General features: G+C 68.3%; 18 protein-coding genes and 1 tRNA gene. 14 read left to right on the top strand and 5 right to left on the bottom strand.

Features of this window, described 5'->3' with window-relative positions; translation table 11 throughout:
- Window positions 1-165 precede the first annotated feature (165 nt).
- Window positions 166-1,233 (top strand): glycine zipper 2TM domain-containing protein, encoded by a 1,068-nt coding sequence (locus ACXRVZ_RS24475; RefSeq protein WP_457423391.1) that lies wholly within the window; start codon window positions 166-168, stop codon window positions 1,231-1,233.
- Here ACXRVZ_RS24475 and ACXRVZ_RS24480 read toward each other — a convergent pair whose 3' ends face one another.
- The 3 genes from ACXRVZ_RS24480 to ACXRVZ_RS24490 form a co-directional block, all read right to left on the bottom strand.
- A complete protein-coding gene (locus ACXRVZ_RS24480) occupies window positions 1,234-2,547 on the bottom strand; it encodes a GGDEF domain-containing protein (RefSeq protein ID WP_457423393.1) in 1,314 nt (437 codons plus the stop codon). It lies immediately after the preceding gene.
- Window positions 2,548-2,634: 87 nt separating this feature from the next.
- Window positions 2,635-5,442 carry a phosphoenolpyruvate carboxylase gene (gene ppc, locus ACXRVZ_RS24485; protein WP_457423395.1) on the bottom strand — a complete coding sequence of 936 codons (2,808 nt, stop codon included), beginning with the start codon at window positions 5,440-5,442 and terminating at the stop codon, window positions 2,635-2,637.
- 112 nt (window positions 5,443-5,554) lie between these two features.
- Window positions 5,555-6,664, bottom strand: a complete 1,110-nt coding sequence (locus ACXRVZ_RS24490) for a cytochrome-c peroxidase (protein WP_457423397.1) — start codon at window positions 6,662-6,664, stop codon at window positions 5,555-5,557.
- A 208-nt stretch (window positions 6,665-6,872) separates the two neighbouring features.
- On the opposite strand from ACXRVZ_RS24490, the gene ACXRVZ_RS24495 reads away from it, so the two are divergent.
- From ACXRVZ_RS24495 to ACXRVZ_RS24550, 12 genes are all read left to right on the top strand, one after another.
- On the top strand, window positions 6,873-8,384 hold the full coding sequence (locus ACXRVZ_RS24495) for an ATP-binding protein (RefSeq protein WP_457423399.1): 1,512 nt from the start codon (window positions 6,873-6,875) through the stop codon (window positions 8,382-8,384).
- The gene (locus ACXRVZ_RS24500) at window positions 8,381-9,070 is read left to right on the top strand and encodes a response regulator (RefSeq protein ID WP_457423401.1); all 690 of its coding nucleotides are present in this window, start codon (window positions 8,381-8,383) and stop codon (window positions 9,068-9,070) included. Before ACXRVZ_RS24495 ends, ACXRVZ_RS24500 begins: the two co-directional genes overlap by 4 nt.
- Before the next feature lie 459 nt (window positions 9,071-9,529).
- Window positions 9,530-12,694, top strand: coding sequence for a TonB-dependent receptor (locus ACXRVZ_RS24505; RefSeq protein ID WP_458232932.1), 3,165 nt, complete (start codon window positions 9,530-9,532; stop codon window positions 12,692-12,694).
- Between the two features lie 171 nt (window positions 12,695-12,865).
- Window positions 12,866-14,416, top strand: a complete 1,551-nt coding sequence (locus ACXRVZ_RS24510; protein WP_458232933.1) for a tryptophan halogenase family protein — start codon at window positions 12,866-12,868, stop codon at window positions 14,414-14,416.
- Window positions 14,417-14,433: 17 nt separating this feature from the next.
- Complete coding sequence (locus ACXRVZ_RS24515; RefSeq protein ID WP_457423407.1) at window positions 14,434-15,129, top strand: SapC family protein; 696 nt, start codon at window positions 14,434-14,436, stop codon at window positions 15,127-15,129.
- Window positions 15,130-15,133: 4 nt separating this feature from the next.
- Window positions 15,134-16,117, top strand: coding sequence for a cupin-like domain-containing protein (locus tag ACXRVZ_RS24520; RefSeq protein WP_457423409.1), 984 nt, complete (start codon window positions 15,134-15,136; stop codon window positions 16,115-16,117).
- Between the two features lie 165 nt (window positions 16,118-16,282).
- Window positions 16,283-18,511 (top strand): DUF6445 family protein, encoded by a 2,229-nt coding sequence (locus tag ACXRVZ_RS24525; protein ID WP_457423411.1) that lies wholly within the window; start codon window positions 16,283-16,285, stop codon window positions 18,509-18,511.
- 170 nt (window positions 18,512-18,681) lie between these two features.
- A complete protein-coding gene (hemC, locus tag ACXRVZ_RS24530) occupies window positions 18,682-19,608 on the top strand; it encodes a hydroxymethylbilane synthase (protein ID WP_457423413.1) in 927 nt (308 codons plus the stop codon).
- The gene (locus tag ACXRVZ_RS24535) at window positions 19,605-20,345 is read left to right on the top strand and encodes a uroporphyrinogen-III synthase (protein WP_457423415.1); all 741 of its coding nucleotides are present in this window, start codon (window positions 19,605-19,607) and stop codon (window positions 20,343-20,345) included. The genes hemC and ACXRVZ_RS24535 overlap by 4 nt, the downstream gene beginning before the upstream one ends.
- Before the next feature lie 16 nt (window positions 20,346-20,361).
- Window positions 20,362-21,501 carry a uroporphyrinogen-III C-methyltransferase gene (locus ACXRVZ_RS24540; protein ID WP_457423417.1) on the top strand — a complete coding sequence of 380 codons (1,140 nt, stop codon included), beginning with the start codon at window positions 20,362-20,364 and terminating at the stop codon, window positions 21,499-21,501.
- 2 nt (window positions 21,502-21,503) lie between these two features.
- Window positions 21,504-22,751, top strand: a complete 1,248-nt coding sequence (locus ACXRVZ_RS24545) for a heme biosynthesis HemY N-terminal domain-containing protein (RefSeq protein ID WP_457423419.1) — start codon at window positions 21,504-21,506, stop codon at window positions 22,749-22,751.
- Window positions 22,752-22,841: 90 nt separating this feature from the next.
- Window positions 22,842-22,918 (top strand) — tRNA-Arg (locus tag ACXRVZ_RS24550).
- A gap of 67 nt (window positions 22,919-22,985) precedes the next feature.
- On the opposite strand, the gene ACXRVZ_RS24555 is transcribed toward ACXRVZ_RS24550, so the two are convergent.
- Window positions 22,986-24,020 (bottom strand): CaiB/BaiF CoA transferase family protein, encoded by a 1,035-nt coding sequence (locus tag ACXRVZ_RS24555; protein WP_457423421.1) that lies wholly within the window; start codon window positions 24,018-24,020, stop codon window positions 22,986-22,988.
- 15 nt (window positions 24,021-24,035) lie between these two features.
- Here ACXRVZ_RS24555 and greB point away from each other — a divergent pair, with 15 nt between their 5' ends.
- Window positions 24,036-24,608: a transcription elongation factor GreB gene (gene greB / locus ACXRVZ_RS24560; RefSeq protein WP_457423423.1), complete on the top strand. Its 573-nt coding sequence runs from the start codon at window positions 24,036-24,038 to the stop codon at window positions 24,606-24,608.
- Here greB and ACXRVZ_RS24565 read toward each other — a convergent pair.
- Window positions 24,609-25,656: tetratricopeptide repeat protein (locus tag ACXRVZ_RS24565; RefSeq protein ID WP_458232934.1), on the bottom strand; the 1,048-nt coding region annotated here is incomplete at its 5' end.

Here is a 25,656-nt window from a genome sequence, read left to right on the forward strand (position 1 = left end):
CCACTGGGTCGGCTGCGGGCGTGGGCGTGAAGGACATGAGGGATTCCGGAGGGATTGCTTCCCACACTGTAGGCCGCCACCTACCGCAGTGCTGGCCTTGCACCGATATCGGCACCGCAGCCCCCGCGCCTAGTCTGGGGTTCCCTCATAACTCAGGAGCGCGCCATGAAGCACGCCATGCAACTTTCCGTCGCCGCACTCGCCTGTGCGCTGTTGGTCGGCTCACCCGTCCCGACCCAAGCGGCAACGCCCCAGCGCGCTGCGCAGGCGACGACGCTGCGTGTGACCGGCTTCGACGTGGAGCAGGTGGACCGGCTGGAGCCGGGCGCGGAACTGAACTTCACGGTGTGGGGCACGCCGGGCGCGGCGGTGCTGCTGCAGATCGACGGCAGCCGGCGCCAGGTGCGGCTGGATGAAACGACGGCGGGGCGCTACCAGGGCAGCTATGTCGTGGGCCGTTCGGACCGCATCGGTCAGGAGTCGCGCGTCCACGCCAACCTGCGCCAGGGCAACCGCGTGGCGACGGCGATGCTGGGCGAGGCCCTGCAGTCCGGCTGGCCGGTGCCGGGCGCGGCGGCGCTGCCGGAGATCCAGTCCGTGAGCGTCGTACGCGAGCCGGGCCGTGGGCGTGCCGAGGCGCTGCGCTACACGCTGCGCGGCACGCCGGGCGGCCAGGCGTCGGTGCAGCTGCAGGGCAGCCAGGCGCGCAACGTCGTGCTGGAGGAGGTGCGCCCGGGCGAGTACGCGGGCACCTATGTGCTGCCGCAGGGCGCCTGGGTGGAGACGCAACAACCGCTGGTCGCGCAGCTGCGCCTGGGCAACCGCACGGCCCAGTCCAGCGTGGCCAATGCCTATGCCAACGTGGATCTGCGCGCGCGCCGCGCCGGCTATGACAGCTGCCTGGACTGCGCGACGGTGCAGGCGGTGAACGAGGTTGTCGTGGACGGCGATGGCAAGGTGCTGGGCACTGTGGCCGGCGGTGTGCTCGGCGCTGTGGTGGGCAACCAGATCGGCAAGGGCGATGGCCGCACTGCGGCGCGTGTGGTGGGCGCCGTGGGCGGCGCGCTGCTGGGCCGTGAGATCCAGCGGCGCCACAACCAGCGCACGCAGTACGAGGTGGTGGTGCGCATGAACGACGGCCAGCAGCGCAGCGTGGTCTATGCGGAGGCGCCGAGCCTGCGCGTGGGTGATCGGGTGCGCGTCGCGGGCGAGACGCTGGAACTGCTGCGCTAACTAGCTGGCTTTCTCTGCAACCACGCAGTTGCGGCCATCCGCCTTGGCGCGGTAGAGGGCCGCATCGGCGGCGGCGAAGACCTGGTCCAGCGGCCGTTCGCTGTCCATCGCCGCCACGCCGAAGCTGGCGGTGATGCGCAGGTCGCCCGGGAAGCGATGTCCGGCTACCAGGGCGCGCAGCTTCTCGGCGATGGCCAGGGCCTGCGGCAGGTGGCTGTCGCGGCAGACGAGCAGGAACTCCTCGCCACCCCAGCGGCCCAGCAGGTCCTGGCCGCGCACATGCTGGCGGACCAGTTCCGCCAGGCCGGCCAGCACGCGGTCGCCGGCCTGGTGGCCGTGGGTGTCGTTGACAGCCTTGAAGTGGTCGATGTCGATCAGCACCAGGCCCAGCGGGTGCTGATGTTTGCGCCAGTCGGCCAGGGCCTGCTGCAGCACGTCTTCGAGGCCCTTGCGGTTGAAGGCGCCGGTCAGCGCATCGGTCGTGGCCATCTGCACGAGTTCCTGGCTGCGCACGTCCAGCGCTCGGTTGATCTCCAGCAGCTCCTGGGACTCCTGGCGCTGTTGGCGCACGACGCTCTGCAGCCGTACCAGGCGCATGAACAGATAGAGCAGGGCCAGCGCCGCCCAGATGCTCATGATGATGAGGTACCAGCGCTCGGTGGACAGGTACTGCACGTCGTACTCGACCTTCTTCAGCACGAAGCGGTAGTTGCCCAGCGGGGCTTCGGTGCCGGTCGTGATTTCGAGGGTGACGATGTTGTCGAACTGCGGCCGGCCGAGATGCGGCGCGATGTGGAACTGCTGCATCCACCAGTTGGCGACGACGAAGTTGCGCAGGTCCATCTCCACCATGCCGCCCTGCAGTGACGCGGTGCTGATCTCGATGTGGTTGTACTTGGCGCCCTCTTCCTGGGTCTGCGGAATGCCGTAGGCCGGGCTGGCGTTGCGCAGCTGCACCTTGAAGGTGTTGGCCGGGCCTTCGTAGTCCAGCCACAGGCGCATGCGGCGCACCTCGCTGAGGTCCACGCCCTTGACGAGCTGGGGATCGAAGCGCAGCGCGATGCCGCAGAAGGGGTAGCGGAAGCGCTCATGCAACGTGCACAGCAGCTCGAAGCCTTTGCCGGGCCCGCGACGGGTTTCGCTGTTGCCGCCGTTGTTCTTGACGTCGGACATCGGCTCGATGAGGACGGGCCCGTCGGGTGTGATGACCCGCACCTGCTGCAGCAGGGCGTCGGAGAACCGTACCGCCACCACGCTGAGCAGCAGCATCATCAGCAGGCTGTACTCAAAGCGCCACTTGAACCTGAACTCCATCCCGGCACTCTAGCCTCGCCGGCATCAGGCGGGGGCAGGCTTTGCCCGCCCGCGGCGCGTATTGCTACCGCGAACGGGCTATGCCGTTCAACCCGTGTTGCGCAGCCCCGCCGCAATCCCGTTGATGGACAGGTGGATGCCGCGCTGCACGCGCTCCATGGCCGGGTCGTCCGCCGAGATGTGGCGGTAGCGGCGCATCAGCTCGACCTGCAGGTGGTTGAGCGGGTCGATGTAGGGGAAGCGGTGCTCGATGGAGCGCGCCAGCGACGGGTTGGCCGCCAGGCGCTTGTCGTCGCCGGTGATGAGGCTGAGCGCGGCGCGCGTGCGGTCGAACTCCTCGCGGATGGCCGCGAAGATGCGCTTGCCCAGCTTCTTGTCTTCCACCAGCTCGACGTAGCGCTCCGCCAGCGCCAGGTCGGTCTTGGCCAGCACCATGTCGAGGTTGGACAGCACGGCGCGGAAGAACGGCCAGCCCTTGAGCATGCGCTTGAGCAGGACCAGGTTCTTGGCGCGCTGGGCCGGTTCCTCGCCGAGGAAGGCCTCAACGCCCGAGCCAAAGCCGCACCAACCCGGCAGCGCCACGCGGGCCTGGCCCCAGGAGAAGCCCCAGGGGATGGCGCGCAGGTCTTCGATGGCGCGCGTGGCCTTGCGCGAGGCCGGGCGCGAGCCGATGTTGAGCTCGGCGATCTCGCGGATGGGCGTGGAAGCAAAGAAGTAGTCGGCAAAGCCGGGCGTGCCATAGACCAGCTTGCGGTAGGCCTCAAAGCTGGCGTCGGACAGCGCCTGCGCGGCCTGCAGGAAGCCCTTGGGCGCGCTTTGCGTCGGGTGCAGCAGCGTGGCCTCCAGCGTGGCGGCCACCAGCGTCTCCAGGTTGCGTCGGCCGATCTCCGGGTGGGCGTATTTGGAGGCGATGACTTCGCCCTGCTCGGTCAGGCGGATCTGGCCGTTCACGGTGCCCGGGGGCTGGGCCAGGATGGCCTGGTAGCTCGGGCCGCCGCCACGGCCGACCGTGCCGCCACGGCCGTGGAAGAGGCGCAGCGTGATGGGGCCGACGCGCTTGAGCTGGTCGAACAGTTCAACCAGCGCGATCTCGGCGCGGTACAGCTCCCAGGACGACGTGAACATGCCGCCATCCTTGTTGCTGTCGGAGTAGCCCAGCATGATGTCCTGCTCGCCGCCCGAGCGGTCCACCAGGCCGCGCACGCCGGGCAGGGCGTAGAACTCGCGCATGATGTCCGGCGCGACGCGCAGGTCGCCGATGGTCTCGAACAGCGGCACGATGATGAGGTCGCTGACCGCGTACTCGGACAGCACGCCGCGCAGCAGGCCGGTCTCCTTCAGCAGCAGGGCCACTTCCAGCAGGTCGCTCACCGACTCGGTGTGCGAAATGATGTAGTGGCGCAGCGCCTCGCGGCCGAAGCTGGCCAGGGCCTCGCGGGCGGCCTCGAAGGTGGCGAGTTCGAACTTGGCCTTGTCGGTGTAGCTGGCGCCGATGACGCGCAGCGGGCGGGCGTCGTTGAGCAGCTTGAGCAGCAGCTCGCGCTTGGCGGCCTCGTCCAGTGCCGAGTAGTCGCTCTCGATGCGGGCGACGGTCAGCAGCTCGGCCAGCACCAGCTCGTGCTGGTCGCTGCTCTGGCGCAGGTCCAGCGTGGCGAGGTGAAAGCCGAACACCTGCACGGCGCGGATCAGCGGGCTGAGGCGCGGCGCGATCAGTGCCTCGGCATGGTGGCTTTTCAGCGAGGCTTCGATGACGCGCAGGTCGGCCAGCAGGTCGTCGGGCGAGGCGTAGGCGTTCTGCGGCGCAACGGCGTGGCGCAGCGCCTCGGTGCCGGTCAGCGTGTGCAGCGTGGCGGCCAGGCGGGCGTACATGCCGGTCAGCGCACGACGGTAGGGCTCGTCCATGCGGTGGGCGTTCTGGTCAGGGCTGCGCTCGGCCAGGGCCTGCATCTCCGCGGACACGCCGGTCAGGCGCAGCGAGATGGACAGCTCGGCGCCCAGCTCGTGCAGCTCGGTCAGGTAGTGGCGCAGCGCCACCTCGCCCTGGCGCTGCATGGCGCGCTTCAGCGTCGCGGCGCCCACGTTGGGGTTGCCGTCGCGGTCGCCGCCTATCCAGTGGCCCATGCGCAGGAAACTGGGCAGCGTCTGGCCCGGCAGGTGCTCCTCCAGCTCGGCATAGAGCTTGGGGATCTGGCGCAGGAAGGTGGACTGGTAGTAGGACAGCGCGTTCTCGATCTCGTCCGAGACCGTCAGCTTGGAGTAGCGCAGCATGCGCGTCTGCCAGAGCTGGGTGATGCGGGCGCGCAGCAGCGCTTCGGTGTCGCGCAGCTCGCGTTCGCTGCCAGCACTTCGGGCGCGGTCGCGCACCTCAAGCAGGCCGGCGACGGCGCGCTCGGCGTCCAGGATGCTCTTGCGCTGCACTTCGGTCGGGTGGGCCGTCAGCACCGGCGAGATGTAGCCGCGCTGCAGCACTTCGCCGATCTCGGTCGGGCGGATGCCGGCCTCGTGCAGATGCTCCAGGCAGTAGGCCAGCGAGCCGGGCTGCAGGCTGCCGGCGCGCTCGTGCACGTCGCGGCGGCGGATGTGGTGGCGGTCCTCGGCGATGTTGGCCAGGTGCGAGAAGTAGCTGAAGGCGCGGATGACGCTGACGGCCTGGTCAGCCGACAGGCTCTTGAGCAGCTTGTCGAAGCGCTTGCCGGCTTCCTTGTCGTGCTTGTGGCGGTAGGCCACCGCCAGCTGGCGGATGCGCTCGACCAGCTCGTAGGCCTCGCGGCCCTCCTGCTCGCGGATGACGTCGCCAAGGATGCGACCGAGCAGCCGGATGTCGGCGACCAGCGGTTCGTCCTTGTCGGCCTTCTTGTCGAATTCAGGGCGGGCAGCAGCGGCTCGTGAGGGCATGGCGGGTCGTCCGAGGAAGAAGTGATATTCAAAAGGTAACGAAGTTACCTAAATGTGACTCTAGCAGTTTCTTCCCGAAAACGGGCTCTCTTGTCGTCGCGTTATTGCGCCTTCAAGGCCCGGGTGGCGCCGGCGCAAAACCGTCGGTCAACGTGTTCAGAAAAGCCAAGACATCGGCCACGTCCTGCGGTGTGAGTGCTGGCGGCTGGCCGGCGCGCCGGAACGGTGCGCCTTGCTCCACATTGGCGCGGTGGACGGCCGGCAAGTCGTTGTAAACCTGGGCGCGGCCGGCCACGACGGGGTACCAGCGGCCGGGGTCGAGGTCGCGCGTGGCGTAGAAGGCGACGGCGTCTTCGAGCGTGGCGAAGCTCGCGTTGTGGAAGTACGGCGCGGTGAGGGCGACGTTGCGCAGCGACGGTGTGCGGAACAGGCCACACAGGTCAGCGCGACCGGCCAGGTCGGCACGGGCGCACAGGCCGAGGTCGAAGAAGCTGATGTCGCGCGTGGCCTGGCTGGCGTTGCGGGGCACACCCAGCGCGTGATAGCTGAAATTGGTGAAGAGGGCGCGCGTGCTGCCCGGCGCGGGGCGGCTGTCGTGGCAGCTGGCGCAGTTGCCGCGCTGCGGGTCGTTGAACAGGTTCAGGCCGCGCTGCTCCTGCACGGTGAAGGCGGCGCGGCCGTCCTGCACGGCGTCGAACTTGCTCGTGAAGGGGTGGAACTTGGCGTCCTCGTCCTGGTAGCGGGCCAGCGCCGTGACGGCGGCGTCGACGAATTGCTGGTCGGTGGCGGCTGCGGGCAGGCTGGCCGCCGTGCGCAGGTCGGCCGCGTAGGGCAGGGCGCGCAGCCGGGTGGCCAGCGCCGCGACATCGGTGTTGGCCATTTCGTCCGGGTTGAACAGCGGGCCGCGTGCCTGCTCGGCGCGGCTGCTGGCGCGGCCGTCCCAGAACAGGCCGCCATGCGGGCGGCCCTGGGCGTCGAAGGCGAAGGCGCCGGCCTGGTCAAGGTAGCGGGCGCTGGGCGAACTGCGCAGGCCCTGGCGTGTGCCGTCCACGCCGCCGAGGGGTAGGAAGCCGCCCGGCGCATCGGCGTGGCCGCGCGCTTCGACGTGGCAGCTGGCGCAAGCCAGCCTGCCGCTGGCGGACAGCGAGGTCTCGTCGAACAGGCGGTCGCCGACCTGGGCCAGCGTGGGCGGGGCGGCTGGCGCCGTGGCCGGCACTGACATGGTCGCGACGGTCGTGCCAGTTGTTGGGCCTCCTGCGCCACCGCCGCCGCAAGCAACCAGCAGACAGGGCAGCCACATAGCAGCAATGCAGGCGCGAACGGTCATGGCGGTCTCCTCGTTGTAGCGCCGCGAGGATTGCGGCCAACGGTGGGATGAGGATGGAGAAACTGTGGAGGTCGCCTCCACAGTTGGCCGGCAAGATGCGCGCATGCGTCTTGTCCACCAACTATCCCTGCTCCTCATCGCCACCGCGCTGGCCGCCGTGGCCGCCGTGGCCGGCCTGGTCGTCTGGAACCTGCGCGCCGGCTTCTCCGACTATCTGCAGGCCCAGGATGGCGAGCATCTGTCGCGGCTGATGGACGCCGCCGAGCGGGACCTGGCCCAGCGCGGCCGCCTGCCGCAGGACTGGCGGCCCGTGCTGCGGACCTGGCTGGAGGCGGCCCGCGTCGTCGCCGCGCGCGGCGGGCCGCAGGACGGCCCCCCCGGAGGCCCACCCGAAGGCCGGCCTGACGAACCACCGCCTCGCCACGAGCGGGGCCCTGAAGATCAGCCACCACCGCCCGAAGCCCGCCGCGACCCGCCCCCGCCACGGCGTGACCCATCCAACTTCGGCCCGCGCGTCGTCGTGCTGGCGGCCGACGGCATGACGCCGCTGGCCGGCCGCCGCGAGACGCTGGACCGGCCGGGCCAGACCCGCGCCGTCAAGCTCAACGGCCAGACGGTGGCCGTGCTGCGCCTGGCCGAGCGCGCCGGGCCGGCCGAGGGCGTGGACGCGAGCTTCCTGAGCCGGCAGTACGTGGGCCTCGCGGGGGTCGCCGGTGGCGTGCTCCTCATCGCCTTGATCCTGGCCCGCTTCGTCGCCGTGCGCTGGGCGCGACCGCTGGCGGAAGCGCAGGTGGCTGCACGGCGCATCGCCGCCGGCGAGTTCGACGTGCGCCTGCCCGCGCCACGCACGGGAGGCGCGAGCGAGATCGCCGCGCTGCACGGCGACATCAATGCGATGGCCGGTGCCTTGTCACTGCTGGAGACGAGCCGGCAGCGCTGGATTGCCGAGCTGTCGCACGAGTTGCGCACGCCGCTGGCCGTGCTGCGCGGCGAGGTCGAGGCGCTGGTGGACGGCATTCGCCCGCTGGACGGCGCGGCGCTGGCGTCGCTGCAGGAGGAGATCAAGCGGCTGTCCCGCCTGGTCGAGGACTTCCATCTGCTGGCCACGTCCGAGCTCCGCTCGCTGCCCTGCGAGTTTGAGCCGGTCGCGCCGGCCGCGCTGCTGCAGGCCGCCGTCGCGCGTGTCGCGCCGCGAGCGAAAGCGCTGGGCCTGGTCATCGAGGCGCCGCTGCCCCAGGTGCTGCCCGCCGCGCAGTGGGACGCGGTGCGCATCTCCCAGTTGCTGGCCAATCTGCTGGAGAACAGCCTGCGCTACACCGAGGCGCCAGGCCTGGTGCAGGTGACGGCACGCTCGCTGGGCGGGGCCATCGAGATCCGCCTGGACGACACGCCGCCCGGCGTGCCCGAGGGCGACCTGGAGCGCCTCTTCGACCCGCTCTACCGCGCCGACCCCTCGCGCAGCCGTGCCTTCGGCGGCTCCGGCCTGGGCCTGGCCATCGCCAAGGCCATCGCCCAGGAGCACGGCGGGCGGCTGCGTGCCGAGCCCTCGTCGCTGGGCGGCCTGGCCGTCGTGCTGACGTTGCCGCTGAAGCCCAATACGGGAGGCGCTTCATGAGCGAACTCATCCTCGTCGTCGAGGACGAACCCAAGCTGGCGGCGCTGGTGTGCGACTACCTGCACGCGGCGGGCTTTCGTAGCGAATGGCTGGCCGACGGCCGGCAGGCGCTGGAGCGGCTTCGCGCCGGGCCCATGCCGGCGGCCGTGCTGCTGGACGTCATGCTGCCGGGCCTGGACGGTCTGGAGGTCTGCCGCGCCGTGCGCGCCTTCAGCGACGTGCCCATCCTGATCAACAGCGCCCGGGTCGAGGAGCTGGACCGGCTGCTGGGCCTGGAGCTGGGCGCGGACGACTATGTCTGCAAACCCTTCAGTCCCCGGGAGCTGATCGCCCGCGTGAAGGCGCTGCTGCGCCGCGCCCAGGGCCGGCTCGCGCCGGTGACGCTGGTCCCCGTTGCTGGCGGCTTCGCGGTCGACGAGGCGGGGCAGCGCATCCTCTGGCAGGAGCAGGCCCTGTCGCTGACACCGGTCGAGTTCCGCCTGCTGCGCCAACTGCTACAGCACCCGGGCCGGGTTTTCGAGCGTGCCCAGTTGCTGGACCTCATTCATGAGGACTTCCGCGACGTGTCCGACCGCGTCGTCGACAGCCATGTGAAGAACATCCGCCGCAAGCTGATGGCGCTGGATCCGCCGCAGGATTGCATCGCCTCCGTCTATGGCGTGGGGTATAGGCTTGACTTGGTGTGATGGGCGGAGTTGCGCTCTAGGGGTGCCAGGTAGTTACCCGGTATCCGGAAGGTGGGCCGCTGCCGACAGTGCGCCCTGCGGGCCGCCAAAAATAGCCGGGCCGGTGTCGCCTTGGTGATTGCCCTGGGGTCGTTGCGTTTTCGCCATTCCCGGCCACGTCAGACAAACCCGATTGCAAGGCCCAACAGAATCAACTATCGTTGACAGCGTTGTCTATTTCAGGCCGGAACATTTGTGTTCGATCTGCGCGAAAGTGCATGAGATCGCTACCATGTTTATGCTCATTGTGTGAAACCGTGCACAAATTCGGGCCGGTTACACCTTAAGTTGAGCTCGCCAGAGGGTGTTGCGTATTGCGCGAAACCATCGTGCCAACCCGCGTAAACCCCAGCAGAACAGGGTGGGTCAAAAAAATACAGTGCGTCACGCGCTTGAAGTGGCAGCTACTTCCGAGGTTGTTTGTTAACGCTAACAAATCTTGATACCAACTGGCCACACATGACGTCGTCAATCGGCTCAGCCTTGGGCCAAAGCAAAGCAAGGAGACAAATGAAACACCCCCAGATTTCCAAATCCCGCCGGCAAGCTTCGCGTGCACGGCTCCACCCTGTCGCATGGGCTTCCACGCTCGCGCTGATGGCTGGCGCTGCCCAAGCCCAGCAGGCTGCTGCCTCCGAGACCAACCAGCTTGAAACCGTCGTCATCACGGGTATTCGAAAGTCCCTGGAATCGACGCTGAACCTGAAGCGTCAGGCCACCGGCTTCGTCGACGGCATCGTGGCGGAAGACATCGGCAAGTTCCCTGACACCAACCTCGCCGAGTCGATGCAGCGTATCGCTGGCGTGTCCATCGATCGGAACATGAGCGGTGAAGGCTCGCAAGTCACCGTTCGCGGCGTGGGCCCGCAATTCAACATGGTGCTGCTGAACGGCCGGCAGATGCCGACCTCCAACGGTGCCGGCCGCGCCTTCGACTTTGCCAACCTGTCCTCCGACTCAGTTGCTGCTCTGGAGGTGTACAAGACCGCGCGTGCCTCGTCCCCGACGGGCGGCATCGGCGCCACCATCAACGTCAAGACGGCCCGCCCGCTGGATGTGCGCGAAACCATCGCCAGCATCGGCATCAAGGCCAACTATGACCAGTCGATCAGCCGCCTGCCGGGCGAGATTGCGGGCTCGAAGGTCACGCCAGAAATCTCCGGCATTTACAGCACGACCTTCGGGGACCGCACGATCGGCATCTCGATCAGCGGCAACTACTCCAAGCGCAACTCGGGCTCCAACAACGCGTTCACGGGCAACGGCTGGCAGACGCAGCCCACCTCGACCGCGGCCGGAAACCCTGCCAAGGACACGGCGTATGACGGCGTTCCGGCCGGCAACCTGGTCAATTTTCCCGGCGTCGGCAACTACGTCACGCACACGAATGACGTGCGTTACCGCGTGACCGATCTGGAGCGCGAGCGCTGGAACGGTCAGGCCGTTCTGCAGTTCGCCCCGACGAAGGACCTGAAGTTCACGCTGGACCACACGATTGCCATCAACGCGACCAAGCAGAACGCCGTTGAGAACTCCTCCTGGTTCGGCCCCTCGTTCTCGGGCCCGTTGAATGGCCAGCCGCCCACGACGTTCGTCGCGACCAGCAAGGTCTACGACCCGATCATCCAGACGGCCACGTGGGACGGCACGCACGACTTCGCGATGTACGTTGCCCAGCAGGCAGTCAAGACCAAGCTGAACTCCACCGGTTTCAATGCTGCATGGAAGGTCAGTGAGAAGCTGAACATTGATTTCGACGCTCATAAGTCGACGTCCCGGACGAATCCGGACAGCCCCTATGGCGACACCAACGTCATCGACCTGGCGCTCTTTAACCAGGGCAACACGACGATGTACTACGACCAGCAGTTTCCGGTCATGCAGTCGCCGGGCCTGAAGTACGACTCCAAAAAGACCACCGTCACGGGCTCGCAGTTCACGAACAACATTTCGTACCAGGACGTCGACCAGTTCCAGGCCAGCGGCACCTACAAGCTGAGCGCCGACGACAAGCTGCTGGCGGGTCTTGGTTTCACCAAGCTGAAGAACCGCTCGGCCGGCTCGAACAACTTCCACGGCGACTGGGGGGGCATCGGCCCGCAAGGCTCGTTCCAAGACATGAACGTGGCCCAGTACAACATCGCCAGCTTCTACGGCCGCATTCCCGGCAGCAGCGACTCGCGCCAGTTCCCGACGTTCTTCGTGCCGAACTTCGACCAACTGCGTGCGCAGGCCGTCAAGAACGCGCAGACCTATCGTCCGACGTCGCTTGCGGGCACTGGCGGGCTGAGCGCGGCAGAGGCAGACGCCTACTTCAAGCCGTATACCGACTTCACCAACGGCAACGATTGGCGCACCACCGAGAAGTCGACCGCGGCCTTCGGTCAGTGGGACCACGCCTTTGACACAGCGATCCCGATGAATCTGTCGGTGGGGCTGCGCTATGAGCAGACGAAGATCACGTCCTCGTCACAAGTCACCTCCTACAGCGGCACCACCTGGTACGCCGAAAACGAGGTGAGGCTCAATGGCGCAACCACGACCTTCGGTACCAAGGACGGCAAGTACAGCTATTGGCTGCCCAGCATCGACTGGGATGCCGAACTGACGTCCGACATCAAGGTGCGTGCGAGCTACGGCGTGAACATCGGTCGCCCGGACTTCGGCAGCATGCTGGGCGGTGTCGCTCTGAACGCGAACTCGGGCCGCTACAACATCCACGGCGCCGGTTCGACCGGTGACCCGGCACTGAAGCCGCTGAAGTCCAAGAACTTGGACCTGTCCGCCGAGTACTACTACGCCAAGTCGTCGTATGTGGCAGCGGGCGCCTTCTACAAGAAGGTGACCGACTTCTTCACCACGAAGACGGTTGAGCAAACCTTCGCCGGCCTGAACCAGCCCGCAAGCGGCGACTACTTCAACGCCGCCCGGGCGTCGGGTATTCCTGCTGACGCTCCCAAGCTGCTGCGTAACTACATCTTCAATAACTACGGTACTCCGCCTAATGCTCAGCCTGGTGTTGTGATCACTGACAGTAGCGACCCGAACTTCCTGAAGGGCAACATCGAGGGAACGGTCAAGGGCACCCAGCCGCTGATCTTCGACATCACGACGCCGTCCAATGCCGGTGGCGACAACATCAAGGGCCTGGAGTTCAACTTCCAGCACATGTTCAGCAACACTGGCTTCGGCGTCTCGGGCAACTTCACCAAGGTCCGCAGTGGCCTGAAGTACCGCAACGACGCGTCAAGCACCGATGTGCAGTCGCCTCTGGTGGGTGTCAGCGATTCCGCCAACCTCGTGGGCTTCTTCGAGAACGATGTGTGGTCGATTCGCGGCGCCTACAACTGGCGCGATTCGTTCCTCTTGGGTAACGACAACGGCAACAACCCGCGGTACACCGAGGCCTATGGTCAGGTTGACGTGGGGATTGGCTACAAGATTGGCAAGAACCTGACCCTGCAGGCCGACTTGCTGAACTTGAACGATGGCTACATCCGCACTCACGGCCGCAGCAAGAACGAGATCATCTCCGCCATCCAGACGGGCCGCCGCTACCTGATCGGTGCTCGCTATCGCTTCTGAGCGATGAGCACCGCCGCTCGGTAACTGCCCCTTGGGGCCGTTCACCGGGCGACCACATTGGCCGAGGCGGGCGCGCAACGCCCACCTCGGCCAAATTTCTTTGCAGAATTCCTCGGCCTTTGCGGCGTGCCCGGCACCCGTGCGGCCATACTTTCCAAGATGAGTTCCGAGGTGACGACAGCCGTTCGACGTATCGTGGTGCTGGGGGGAGGTTCGGCCGGTTGGCTGACGGCTGCGACTCTGGCGGCAGAGTTGGGCGGTGATGGCCCCGACGCGCTGCAGATCACGCTGATCGAATCTCCCGACGTGCCCTCCATCGGTGTGGGCGAAGGCACTTGGCCGACGATGCGGGCCACGCTTCATCGCGTCGGCCTGAGTGAGGTCGACCTGATCCGCGAATGCGATGCGTCCTTCAAGCAGGGGTCCTGCTTCGACGGCTGGCTGCATGGCGGCGCGGGCGACCGCTACTACCACCCGTTCACGCTGCCGCACCAGTTCGGCGAGGTCGATCTGGCCGGCGCCTGGCTGCAGGGCGGCCGCGAACAAGGCTTTGCCGAGAGCGTCGGCGCGCAGCCGCATCTGTGCAACGCGCACCTGGCACCCAAGCAGACGACGACGCCCGACTTCGGCGGCGCCATGAATTACGGCTACCACTTTGATGCCGTCAAGCTCGGCCACCTGCTGCAGCGGCACACGACGGCGAAGCTCGGCGTGCGCCATGTCGTGGACCATTTCACCGCCGTGCGCTCGCACGAGAACGGCGACATCGCGGCCCTGACGACCCGTGGGCATGGCGACATCGAGGGCGACCTCTTCATCGACTGCTCGGGCCTGGCCAGCCTGCTGCTGGGCCAGCATTATGGCGTCGGCCTGCGCTCCGAGAAGGGCGTGCTCTTCAACGACAGTGCGCTGGCCGTGCAGGTACCGCATGCCGATGCGCAGGCCCCGCTGGCCTCCGCGACCGTCTCCACCGCGCATGCCGAGGGCTGGACCTGGGACATCGGCCTGCCCACGCGGCGCGGCATCGGCCTGGTGTTTTGCAGCAGCCATACGGACGACGACGCCGCCGAACGCGCGCTGCTGGGCCATCTGCAGCGCAACGGGCTGTCGCTCGGCGACGCAGTGCCGCGCCGGCTGCGCTTCAGCCCGGGCTACCGCGAGCAGTTTTGGCACCACAACTGCGTCGCCGTCGGGCTGTCGGCCGGCTTCATCGAGCCGCTCGAGGCCTCTGCGCTGGCGCTGGTCGAACTGTCGGCCGCCTTCATCCGCGATGAGATGCCGGCCGACCGCGCCGACATGGCACTGGTGGCGAAGCGCTTCAACGAGGCTTTCGCCTACCGCTGGTCGCGCATCATCGATTTCCTGAAGCTGCACTACGTGCTGAGCCGCCGCGATGACACCGACTACTGGCGAGAACACCGCTCGCCGGCCACACAGCCGGACTCGCTGCGCGAGCTGCTGCAGCTCTGGCGCCACCGCGCGCCGTCGCGTAACGACTTCTACCGCGTCGAGGAGGTCTTCCCCTCGGCGAGCTACCAATACGTCCTCTACGGCATGCAGTTCGAGCCCGAGGCGCGTGCGCTGCGTGCCGACAGGCTGGCCGCGGCCCAGTCCGGCCTGAAGGACGTGACGACAATCACCCGACGGTTGCTGGGCGGCTTGCCCCGTCACCGCGATCTCATCCAACACATCCGCGCGCACGGCATGCCGCCGGCCGCCTGACCCACTGAAGAAACCCCATGCTGCAACTGCTCAACAACATCCAGCACAAGGACCTGCGCGTCATCACCCAGCGTGGCGCAAAGTGGGGGGACGACATCATGTCGGCGCCCGTCACGGTGGACGAGTTCCGCAAGCTCCAGGCGCACTACCCCATCGTCTTCCAGGCCGATGACAAGGGCGGCTTCGTGCCGGCGGCGCTGTTCGGCCTGCAGGCGGGGCAGAACCTGTTCCTGAGCGAACAGGGCTGGGACGCCGACTATCTGCCGCTGTCCGTACAGCGCCTGCCGTTCTCCATCGGCATCGCCGATGACGAGTTGCGCATGATGGTCGACATGGACAGCAAGCGCGTCAGCCTGGGCGCCGAGGGCGAGGCCGTGTTCCTGCCGCAGGGCAGTACGACCGACTTCACCGAGAACGCCAACTCCGTGCTGCACACGCTGCACGAGGGCTTGGCGGCCACGACCGACTTCATCCAGACGCTGATGAAGCATGACTTGCTGGAGTCCTTCGTGCTGGACGTCGAGCGCCCTGACGGCACTCGTGGTCAGCTGGTGGGCTACTACATGATTCACGAGGAGCGCCTGGCCGCGCTGGACGCCAGCACCGTGGGCCTGTTGCACCAGGCTGACTACCTGCAGCCTATCTACATGGCCATCGCGTCGCTGTCCAACTTCACCAAGCTCATCAAGCGCCACCTGGCCCGCGAGGCCTGAGACCATGCTCGAGCGCAGTGACGTGAGTGCGCAGGCGATCCCCGCCGACGTGCTCCAGTCCAGCCAACCCGTGCTGCTGCGTGGTCTGGTACAGCACTGGCCGCTGGTGCAGGCGGCGCAGCGCTCCGACGCGGCCTTCTGCGACTACCTGCGCGGCTTCGGCGCCGATACGCGCCTGGCCCTCTGGCGCGGTGCGCCGGAGATCGGTGGGCGCTTCTTCTACAACGACGAGTTCAGCGGCTTCAACTTCCAGCACGAGATCCACACGTTTGGCGCGCTGCTGGACGAACTACTGGCCCAAACGCCCGACGCCCTTTACCTCGGCTCCACGGCGGTCGACCACTGTTTCCCCGGCCTGCGCCAGCACAACGACCTGCCCGTCCTCGCCGGCCTGCAACCGCACGTCAGCCTGTGGCTCGGCAATCGCATGCGGGTGGCAACGCATTTCGACCTGCCGGACAACCTTGCCTGCGTCGTCGCGGGCCGGCGCCGCTTCACGCTGTTCCCGCCCGAGCAGGTGGCCAACCTCTACATCGGTCCATTGGACCTGACGCCCGCCGGCCAGCCGATCAGCCTCGTTGACCACGCGCGTCCCGACCTCGTCCGTTTCCCGCGTTACGCGCAGGCGCTCGAGCATGCGCAAATCTTCGAGTTGCTGCCAGGCGATGCGCTCTTCATCCCCAGCCAGTGGTGGCATGGCGTGGAGTCGCTGGAGCCCATCAGTGCGCTCGTCAACTTCTGGTGGCGGCAGACCCCGGCCTTCATGGACGAGCCGATCAACACGCTGTTGATGGCCCTGCTATCACTGCGCGACCTGCCACCGGCCCAGCGCGATACCTGGCGCGCGCTGTTCAACCACTACGTCTTCGACGCCGATGAACAGACCGCGGCCCACATCCCGCCCGCCGCGCGCGGCATCCTCGCGCCGATGACCGACAACAGCGCCCGCCAGCTGCGCTCGATGCTGCAGAACCGACTCAAACGCTGACATGAAGCCCCTCGTCCAAGGAGTACCTTGGCCGGTCCCCCGCGGGGACGGCGATGCTTGCGGCATTGAGTCGCAAGCATCGCCATGGCGGGCCGGCTTGGGAGCGGCCCGGCGCTCGGCCCGCAAATCCTCAGCACCTTCTGTGCAGTCAACATGAAATCTGACATGAACAAACCCATCCGTCGCGTCGTCATCGCCGGTGGCGGCACCGCCGGCTGGATGGTGGCCGCGGGCCTGTCCAAATGCCTGGGCAAGCACTACGACATCCGCCTCGTCGAGTCCGAGGAGATCGGCACCGTTGGCGTTGGCGAGGCGACGATCCCGACGCTGCACATCCTGCACGAGATCCTGGACCTGGACGAGCGCGAGTTCATCCAGGCCACGCAGGCCACGTTCAAGCTTGGCATCAGCTTCGAGAACTGGCGCAACGTCGGCGAGAACTACTTCCACTCCTTCGGCAAGACCGGCAAGGGTCACTGGACGGCCGGCTTTCACCATTTCTGGCTGGAAGGCCGCAAGCGTGGCTTGGCGAGCGACTACGGCGACTACTGCCTGGAGCTGCGCGCCGGGCTGGACAACCGCTTCGCGACGCTGCCCGACAACGGCATCAACTACGCCTACCACTTCGACGCGACGCTGTACGGCCAATACCTGCGCCGCTTCTCCGAAGCGCTGGGCGTGCAGCGCATCGAAGGCAAGATCGCCAAGGTCCACACCGACGCCGCCAGCGGTGACATCACCGGCCTGCAGCTCGACGGCGGCGCGCTGATCGAAGGCGACTTCTTCATCGACTGCACCGGCATGCGTGCGTTGCTCATCGGCGAGACGCTGGGCGTGCCCTACGAGAGCTGGTCGCACTGGCTGCCCTGCGACAGCGCGCTTGCTGTGCAGACCACGCTGGTCGGCGAGCCGGTGCCCTACACCCGTGCCATCGCCCACCCCTGGGGCTGGCAGTGGCGCATCCCGCTGCAGCACCGCGTCGGCAACGGCGTCGTGTTCAGCAGCAAGCACATCAGCGACGACGAAGCCAAGGCCGCGCTGCTCGCCAACGTGCAGGGCGAGGTGTTGCGCCAGCCGCGCGTCATCAAGTTCACGCCGGGCCAGCGCGAGCAGGTCTGGAAGAAGAACTGCGTCGCCATCGGCCTGTCCAGCGGCTTCCTGGAGCCGATCGAATCCACCAGCATCCACCTGATCCAGAAGGGCCTGACCCGGCTGATCGAGCTGTTCCCGACCGACGGCGTGCGCCAGAGCGATATCGACGAGTACAACCGGCAGACGCAGGAGGCGATCGAGGTCGTGCGCGACTTCATCATCCTGCACTACCACGTCAACAACCGCACGGACTCGACCTTCTGGCGCGACTGCCGCGAGATGGAGGTGCCACCGCTGCTCAAGCACCGCATCCAGCATTTCCGGGACACCGCACGCATCATGCTGAACCAGGGCGAGCTGTTCGCCGAGAACTCCTGGGTGCAGGTCATGATGGGGCAGGGCATCCAGCCGGCCAGCCATCACCCCATCACGCGCAACATGGACAACCGCAACCTCGCGGAGTTCCTCGGCGACATCCGCAAGGACGTGGCGCGCACGATGATGAAGCTGCCCAAGCACCAGCAGTTCATCGACGGCTTTTGCCCCGCACCCAAGCTCGACCTGGTCACGAACAAGCCCGTCGTCGGCCCCGAGCTGCGCATCAACCCCAACGCCCGTCTGGAGACGGTGCAGTTGTCCAACGGCGCGACGGTCTATGTCGTCGACGACTTCGCGCAAGACCCCGACGCCCTCGTGGCGCTCGCCGAGGCCCAGGCCGACCAGTTCCAGGCGCCTGCGGGCCATCCCTATCCCGGCCCCCAGCTCGCACTGCCGGACGGCATGGCCGCCGCTCTGGGGGGCTATTTCGACCAGCACCTGCGCCCCCGACTGGGTGCCGGTCCGGGGCTGGGCATGTCCGGGCGCTTCTCGCGTGTCACGCAGGATGCCGCGACGCTGGACCCGCGCCAGCGCATCTGCCACCGCGACGACTCCGCCATCGGGCCGGGCGAGGTGATCTCGGCATCCGTGCATTACCTGTTCAAGGACGAGCAACTGGGCGGCACCGTGTTCTTCCGTTCGCTGATGTCCGACGTCGAAACACGCCAGTTCATGCGCGACTCCAACACGCTGGACGGCAGCGCCTTCAGCGACAAGTACGGCATCGCGCCCGGCTACATGACCGAGAGCAACCGCTACTTCGAGGTCATCGGCCGCGTGCCGGCCAAGTGGAACCGTGCCATCTTCTACAGCGGCAGCATCTTCCATACCGGCGACATCAACTGGCCCGCAGCCCAGGCCAGCTACCAGACCGGCATGGGCCGCCTGACCATCAACGCCTTCTTCAAGAGCCGCATGGCCTGAGGCCCCTCGCCCTGTCTCGCGCCGCTGCACGCGGGCGGGCCTGGTCGGTCCCCCGAGGGGACGAGGCCACCTGCGGCATTGAGCCGCAGGTGGCCTCAGTCGGGCCGGCTTGGGAGCGGCCCGGCGCTCGGCCCGGAAGACGTGACCCCACGGCCTCGATAATCGAGGCCATGACGACTTCCATCACCATCGCCACGCGGGAAAGCCGCTTGGCGCTGTGGCAGGCCGAGCATGTGCAGGCCCGCCTCGCCAACGAACTGGGCCTGACGGCCACGCTGCTGGGCATGACGACCCGCGGCGACCAGATCCTCGACCGCACGTTGTCCAAGATCGGCGGCAAGGGCTTGTTCGTGAAGGAGCTGGAAGCGGCCCTCGCAGAAGGCCGCGCCCAGCTCGCCGTGCACTCGCTGAAGGACGTGCCGATGGAACTGCCCGAGGGCTTCCTGCTGGCCGCCGTGCTGGAGCGCGAGGACCCGCGCGACGCCTTCGTCGCCAATGATTTCGCGTCGGTTGCCGAGCTTCCCCAGGGCGCCATCGTCGGCAGCTCCAGCCTGCGCCGCGTGACCCAACTGCTGAGCATGCGCCCGGACCTGCGCGTGGAGCCCTTGCGTGGCAACCTCGACACGCGTCTGCGCAAGCTGGACGAAGGCGGTTATCACGCCATCGTGCTGGCCGCGGCCGGCCTCAAGCGCCTGGGCCTCGCCCACCGCGTGCGTGCGCTATTCGAGATTGACCAGATGCTGCCTTGTGCAGGGCAGGGCGCTTTGGGCCTGGAGATCCGTGCCGACGACGTCGCGCTGGCGGAGGCCCTCGCCAAACTGGCCCACCCGCCGACCCAGCTCGCCTGCGAGGCCGAGCGCGCCGTTTCGCGTGCCTTGGGCGGCAGCTGCAGCCTGCCGCTCGCGGCCCATGCGCGCTGGCAGGGCGCCACGCTGTGCCTGGACGCAGCCCTGGGCCATGCCGAGGCGCACACCTCGCCGCTGCTGCGCACCAGCGTCGCTGCCGAGGTGGGCGATGTGGCGGCCGCACGTGGCCTCGGCCAGCAGGCCGCCGCGCGTCTGCGCGACCTGGGTGCGGGCGCCTACCTGCCCGCATGACCACGCTGATCGTCACCCGCCCGCGCCCGCAATGCGCGGCCTGGCTGGCGCGGCTGGCCGCGTTGGGCGTTGCTGCCCAGGCGCTGCCGCTGATCGAAATCCTGCCGCCCCGCGACCCCGCCCCGGTGCGCGCCGCCTGGGCCGGGTTGAGCGCCGTGGACCTGGCCGTCTTCGTCAGCCCCAATGCCGTCGAGCATTTCTTTGCCCACGCAGACGGCAGCTGGCCCGCCCACACACTGGCTGCCTGCGTCGGCCCCGGCAGCGCCCAGGCGCTGGCTGCGCATGGCGTGCCTGCGGCCCTCATCGTCCAGCCCGCTGCCGACGCGGTCAGCCTGGACTCCGAGCACCTGTGGGAAGAGCTGTCACCCCGCCGCGACTGGGCCGGCGCCTGCGTGCTGCTGCTGCGCGGCGACGGCGGCCGCGAGTGGCTGGCCGAGCGCCTGGAAGAGGCCGGAGCCAGCGTCGAGGCCGTCACCGTCTATCACCGCGCCGGCCCGCGTTTCAGCCCAACCGAGCAGGCGTTGCTAGCCGACGTGCTGGCCCGCCCGCAGGATCACGTCTGGCTGTTCAGCAGTGCCGAGGCTGTCGGCCACCTGCAGGGCCGCCAACTGGCCGGCCAGCGCGCCATCGCCACCCACCCGCGCATTGCCGATGCCGCTCGCGCTGCCGGTTTTGCCCCTGTGGTTTTGGCGCGACCGGACCCTGAAGCGGTGACTCAAGCCCTGAAGGGCGTCTGACAGAATCCTCCGCACTGTGATCGAGCCGATTCCCGTTGTCCCCGCGGCCGAGCCCGCGGCCCCGCCGCCGCCCCCGCCCACCCCCCATCTGCCGGCCTGGCTGCCTTGGCTGCTTGCGCTGCTGGGCGCCGCCGTGCTGTTGTGCGTCGTGCTGGCCTGGCAGAGCCTGTCGCGCCAGCAGTCGCTGGAGCAGGAGCTGGTGCGCCGCCAGGAAGCCAGCCAGGCCGAGGCCACCGAGGCGCGCCTGGCCGCCAAGCAGTCGGGCGAGCTGGTGCGTGACACGGCTGCCAAGGTCTCGCTGCTGGAGGCCCGCCTGGCCGAGGTGGCCCTGCAGCGCGGCCAGTTGGAGGAGCTGATCCAGTCCATGTCCCGCTCGCGTGACGAGAACGTCATCGGCGACATCGAGGCCGCCATCCGCGTCGCGTTGCAGCAGACCCAAATCACCGGCAGCGCTGAGCCCCTCGTCGCCACGCTCAAGCAGGCCGACGAACGCCTGCTGCGCTACAAGCAGCCGCGCATGGAAGGCGTGCGCCGCGCCGTCGCGCGCGACCTGGACCGCGTCAAGTCGGTGGCCGTCGTCGACGTGTCCACGCTGACCATCAAGCTCGACGAAGTCGTGCGCATGGCCGACGAACTGCCGCTGATCTCCGGCGGCGAGGCCGGTGTCAGCCCGCGTGAGGAACGCCGCGCCGACGCCGCCGCCAAGGACCGCGAGCGCCTGCTCAGGCTGCAGCGCGAGCAGGCCGCTGCCGCCGCCGAAGGCCGGTTGTCGCTGTGGTGGTGGCAGGCCACCCAGCAACTCTCCAGCTGGACCGGCGTCGCCTGGGGCGAGGCCCGCACGCTGCTGCGCGTGACCCGCATCGCCCACCCGGAGGCCGCGCTGGTCTCGCCCGACCAGAGCTTCTTCCTGCGCGAGAACCTCAAGCTGCGCCTGCTGAACGCCCGCTTGGCCCTGCTGAGCCGCCAGTTCGACACCGCCCAGTCCGACTTGCGCGACAGCCAGGAGATGCTCAGCCGCTACTTCGACATGCGCTCGCGCAAGGTGACGAGCGTGGCCGAGCTGCTTCGCCAGGTCGCCGGTCAGTCGCGCCAGGTCAGCGTTCCGCGCCCCGATGACACCTTGGCTGCCTTGACCGCTGCCGCAGCGGGGCGCTGAAGATGCGCCTCGTCATCTGGCTGGTCCTGCTCTTTGTCGCGGCCGTCGTCGCGGCGCTGACGCTGGGCTCCAACGACGGCCTCGCCAGCTTCTACTGGGGCGGCTGGCGGCTGGACATCTCGCTCAACCTCTTCCTGCTGCTGCTCGTGGCGAGCTGCTTCGCCCTGGTGACGGCCATCCAGGCCATCGAGGCGCTGACGACGCTGCCCAAGCGCGCCCGCGAGTGGCGCCTGGCCCAGCGCGAGCGCAACGCCCAGCTGGCGCTGCGCGAGGCGCTCGTCGAACTCTTCGGCGCCCGCTTCAGCCGTGCGCAGAAGGCGGCGCAGAAGGCGCTCGGCATCCAGTCCGCCACGCCCGAGCTGGCGGCCGACCAGTCCTTCATGGCCCTGGCCCATCTGCTGGCCGCCGCCAGCGCCCACCGCCTGCAGGACCGCCGCCACCGCGACGAACAGCTCAACCGCGCGCTGGAGCTGGCCCGCCGCAGCGGCGGCACGCGCGCGCATGAAGACGGCGCCCGCCTGCTGGCCGCCGAATGGGCGCTGGACGACCGCGATGCCCCGCGCGCGCTGGCCGTGCTCAGCGAGCTACCGCCTGGCGTCGCCCGCCGCACCCAGGCGCTGCGCCTGCGCCTGCAGGCCTCGCGCCTGGCCCGCCAGCCGCTGGACGCACTGCGCACGGCCCGCCTGCTCGCCAAGCACCAGGCCTTTTCCAAGGTTGCCGCGCAAGGCCTGCTGCGCTCGCTGGCCTTTGAGGCGCTGGACGGCACCCGTGATGTCGACCAGCTGCGCACCATCTGGCTCCAGCTCGACCCGGCCGACCGTCGCGATCCCCTCGTTGCCGCCCGCGCGGCCCAGTGCGCCGGCCAGCTCGGCGCGCCGGACGACGGCCGCGGCTGGCTGCGCCCCTTCTTCGACGACCTGGGCGACGTCAATGCCGACGACCGCGCCGAACTCGCCATCGCGCTGGTGCCCGTGCTGGCCGGTTGCGGGCCGGACTGGCTGCAGCGCCTGGAGTCGGCCCAGAGCCGTTTCCCGCGCGAACGCGCGCTGGCCTACGCGCTGGGCCATGCGCTGGCCGAGCGTCAGCTCTGGGGCAAGGCCCGCCTGATGCTCGACACCGTTGCCGAGGACGCCGCCATGCCCAGTGCCACACGCCGGCGCAGCTGGCTGGCACTCGCGGCGATGGCCGAGCAGGAGGGCGACGAGCAGCGCCGCGCGCGCTGCTTCGAGGCGGCGGCGCGTCTGCCATGAGCGCGGTGCCGGGCCGGCAAGAACTATTTTCGAGAATATCGGCCAACTCTTGCTGGGTCCCTGGAAATCTGGCTATACTGTGAGGCTTCAGCGGCTGTAGCTCAGTTGGATAGAGTACTTGGCTACGAACCAAGGGGTCGTGGGTTCGAATCCTGCCAGCCGCACCAAAACAAGAAGAAATGGAAACGCCCCGGAGCTTGCTCCGGGGCGTTTTTCCTTGTGCGGTCGAAAACCTCAGCCGCTTCGGGAGAAGCGTGGCGCCTTGGCCGGCTGCCAGTGGCCGTCGTCGCTCTGCACGAAGCTGCCCCGCGCCTGTGCCTGCGGATGCAGCGGCGCCTCGGCCAGCGTCAACACCGGCGCGAAGCAGACGTCGCTGCCTTCCAGCAACGCTGTCCATTCATCCCGCGTCTTCTCGCGGATGCGTCCGGCGACGCGCTCGCGCAGCGCCGGCCATTGGCGGTGGTCGTGCTGGGCGGCGGGGGCTACGTCCTGCAAGCCCAGGCGCTGCAGCAGCTCGGCGTAGAACTGCGGTTCCAGCGCGCCCAGCGACACGAAGCGGCCATCGGCGCATTCAAAGCAGTCATAGAAGGGCGAGCTGTGCAGGAAGAAGTTCTGCGCCGGCTCGTCGCTCCAGCGGTCGGCGGCGCGCAGCGAGTGCAGCAGGCTGGACAGCAGGCCCACGCCATCGACCATCGCCGCGTCGACGACCTGCCCACGCCCGCTGCGCTGCGCCTCCCATAGCGCCGCCATCAGGCCGAAGGCCAGCAACATCGCGCCGCCGCCCATGTCGCCCACCAGCGTGGCCGGCAGGCTGGGTGCTACGCCCGTGCGGCTGGCGATGGACAGCACGCCGGTCAGCGCGACGTAGTTGATGTCGTGGCCCGCCGCCTGGGCCAGCGGGCCGGTCTGGCCCCAGCCGGTCAGGCGGCCGTAGACGAGGCGTGGGTGGCTGGCCGTGAAGCTGTCGGGCCCGAGCCCAAGGCGTTCCATGACGCCGGGGCGAAAGCCTTCGATGAGGGCATCGGCGCCCTCGATGAGCCGGCGCGCTTCGGCCAGACCCTTGGACGTTTTCAGGTCCAGGCAGACGCGCCGCTTGCCACGGTCGAGCGCCGTGCCGGTGGCGATCACTTGGCCGCCGGGGCGGTCGATGACGAGCACGTCGGCGCCATGGTCGGCCAGCAGCATGCCGGTCAGCGGGCAGGGGCCGAGGCCGGCCATTTCGATAACGTGCAGGCCGGCGAGTGGCCCGCTGCGAGGTGAAGAGTCCATGGCGACAATGCTCGCATGAGCAAGGCGTTCACCAAGGAAAGCGATGGGCCGGAAGACGATGACGGCGACGGACCTTCGCTGCCCGCGTTGCCCGCCGGCAGCCGCAACTACCTGACGCCGGCCGGCTATGCCCGGCTGCGCGCGGAGTTCATGGAGTTGCTGGACGGCGAGCGGCCCAAGATCGTCGAGATCGTCTCCTGGGCAGCCAAGAACGGCGACCGGTCGGAGAACGGCGACTACCTCTACGGCAAGAAGCGGCTGCGCGAGATCGACCGCCGGCTGCGCTTCCTGACCAAGCGCCTGGACATCGCCGAGGTGGTCGACCCCAGCGCCCATCACGGCAGCGATCAGGTCTTTTTTGGCGCGACGGTGACCTATGCCAACGCGCGTGGCGAGGAGAAGACGATCCGCATCATTGGCATCGACGAGGCCGACAGCCTGGCCGGCGAGGTCAGCTGGGTCTCGCCGATCGCGCGCACGCTGCTGAAGGCGCGCGTGGGGGACGAACTCAATCTCGTGACGCCGGTGGGCGTCGAGAAGATCGAGGTCGTCGAGGTGCAGTACCCGGCGCCTGCGGCCGGTGGCTGATCAAGACTTCTTCGGCGCCGGCTTCAGCATCGCGTCGGCGCGGGCTTTCTCTTCGGGGCTCAGCTTCGCCGCGAGAGCGGGCAGGGCGGCGCTGGCCTGCTCGTTGCCCAGGCCCTTGCTCAGGCTGCACCAGGCGTAGGCCGCCGCCATGTCCTTGTCGCCACCCTGGCCCTGGGCCAGCATGACGGCGAGGTTGAACATCGCATCCGGCTGGCGGCGCTGCGCCGCAGCCTGGAAGAACTGCCGCGCGGTGGCGAAGTTCTGCTCCACAACCTCCCCGCGGTAGAAGTACGTGGCCAGCGCGTTCTGCGCATCGGCGTGGCCCTTGAGCGCGGCGTCCTTGTAGAGCACGACGGCGCGCTCGGGCGCGGCAGGGGCGCCTTCGCCGAGGTCCATCATGCGTGCGGCGGCGTAGGTCGCCTCCAGGTGGCCGGCCTTGGTGGCAGCCACGTAGTAGGCGCCGGCGCGCTTCAGGTCCAGCGGCACGCCTTCAGGCTGCTTGGGCAACTGGTGGTGGTAGAGCTGGCCCAGCATGTAGAGGGCGGGCACATGGCCGGCCTCGCCAGCGTTCTGCAGATAGGTCAGGGCACGCTTGGCATCGGGCGCGGTGCCGATGCCGCTGAGGTTGGCCTGGGCCAGCAGCGTGCCGGCGGGCTCGAAGCCGTAGTCCAGTGCCTTGCTCCACCACTTGTAGGCTTCGGCGGGGTTGCGCTTGGTGCCCTGGCCGCTGAGGTAGATGCGCGCCAGCAGCAGCGAGGCCTCGACGCGGGTGTTGATGTTGTCGGGCCTCTTGGGGTCGAACTGGAGACGATCCTTGACGGGGTCGTAGCGCGCGTCGACGACCTCCTTCAGCCATTCAATGGCCTTGGGTGTGCTGGCCGGCGTGCCCAGGCCCAGCAGGTGGATGCGGCCCAGCATCATGGCCGCTTCCTCGTAGCCGAGCTTCTTCCAGCCTTCCTCGAACCTGGTGCGGGCCTCGACGAAGTTGCCGGCCTCGTAGGCTTCAAAAGCCTGGGTGAGGGACTTGTCCTTGCGTGCGATCCAGTTG

This window comes from Roseateles sp. P5_E8, assembly GCF_054177665.1.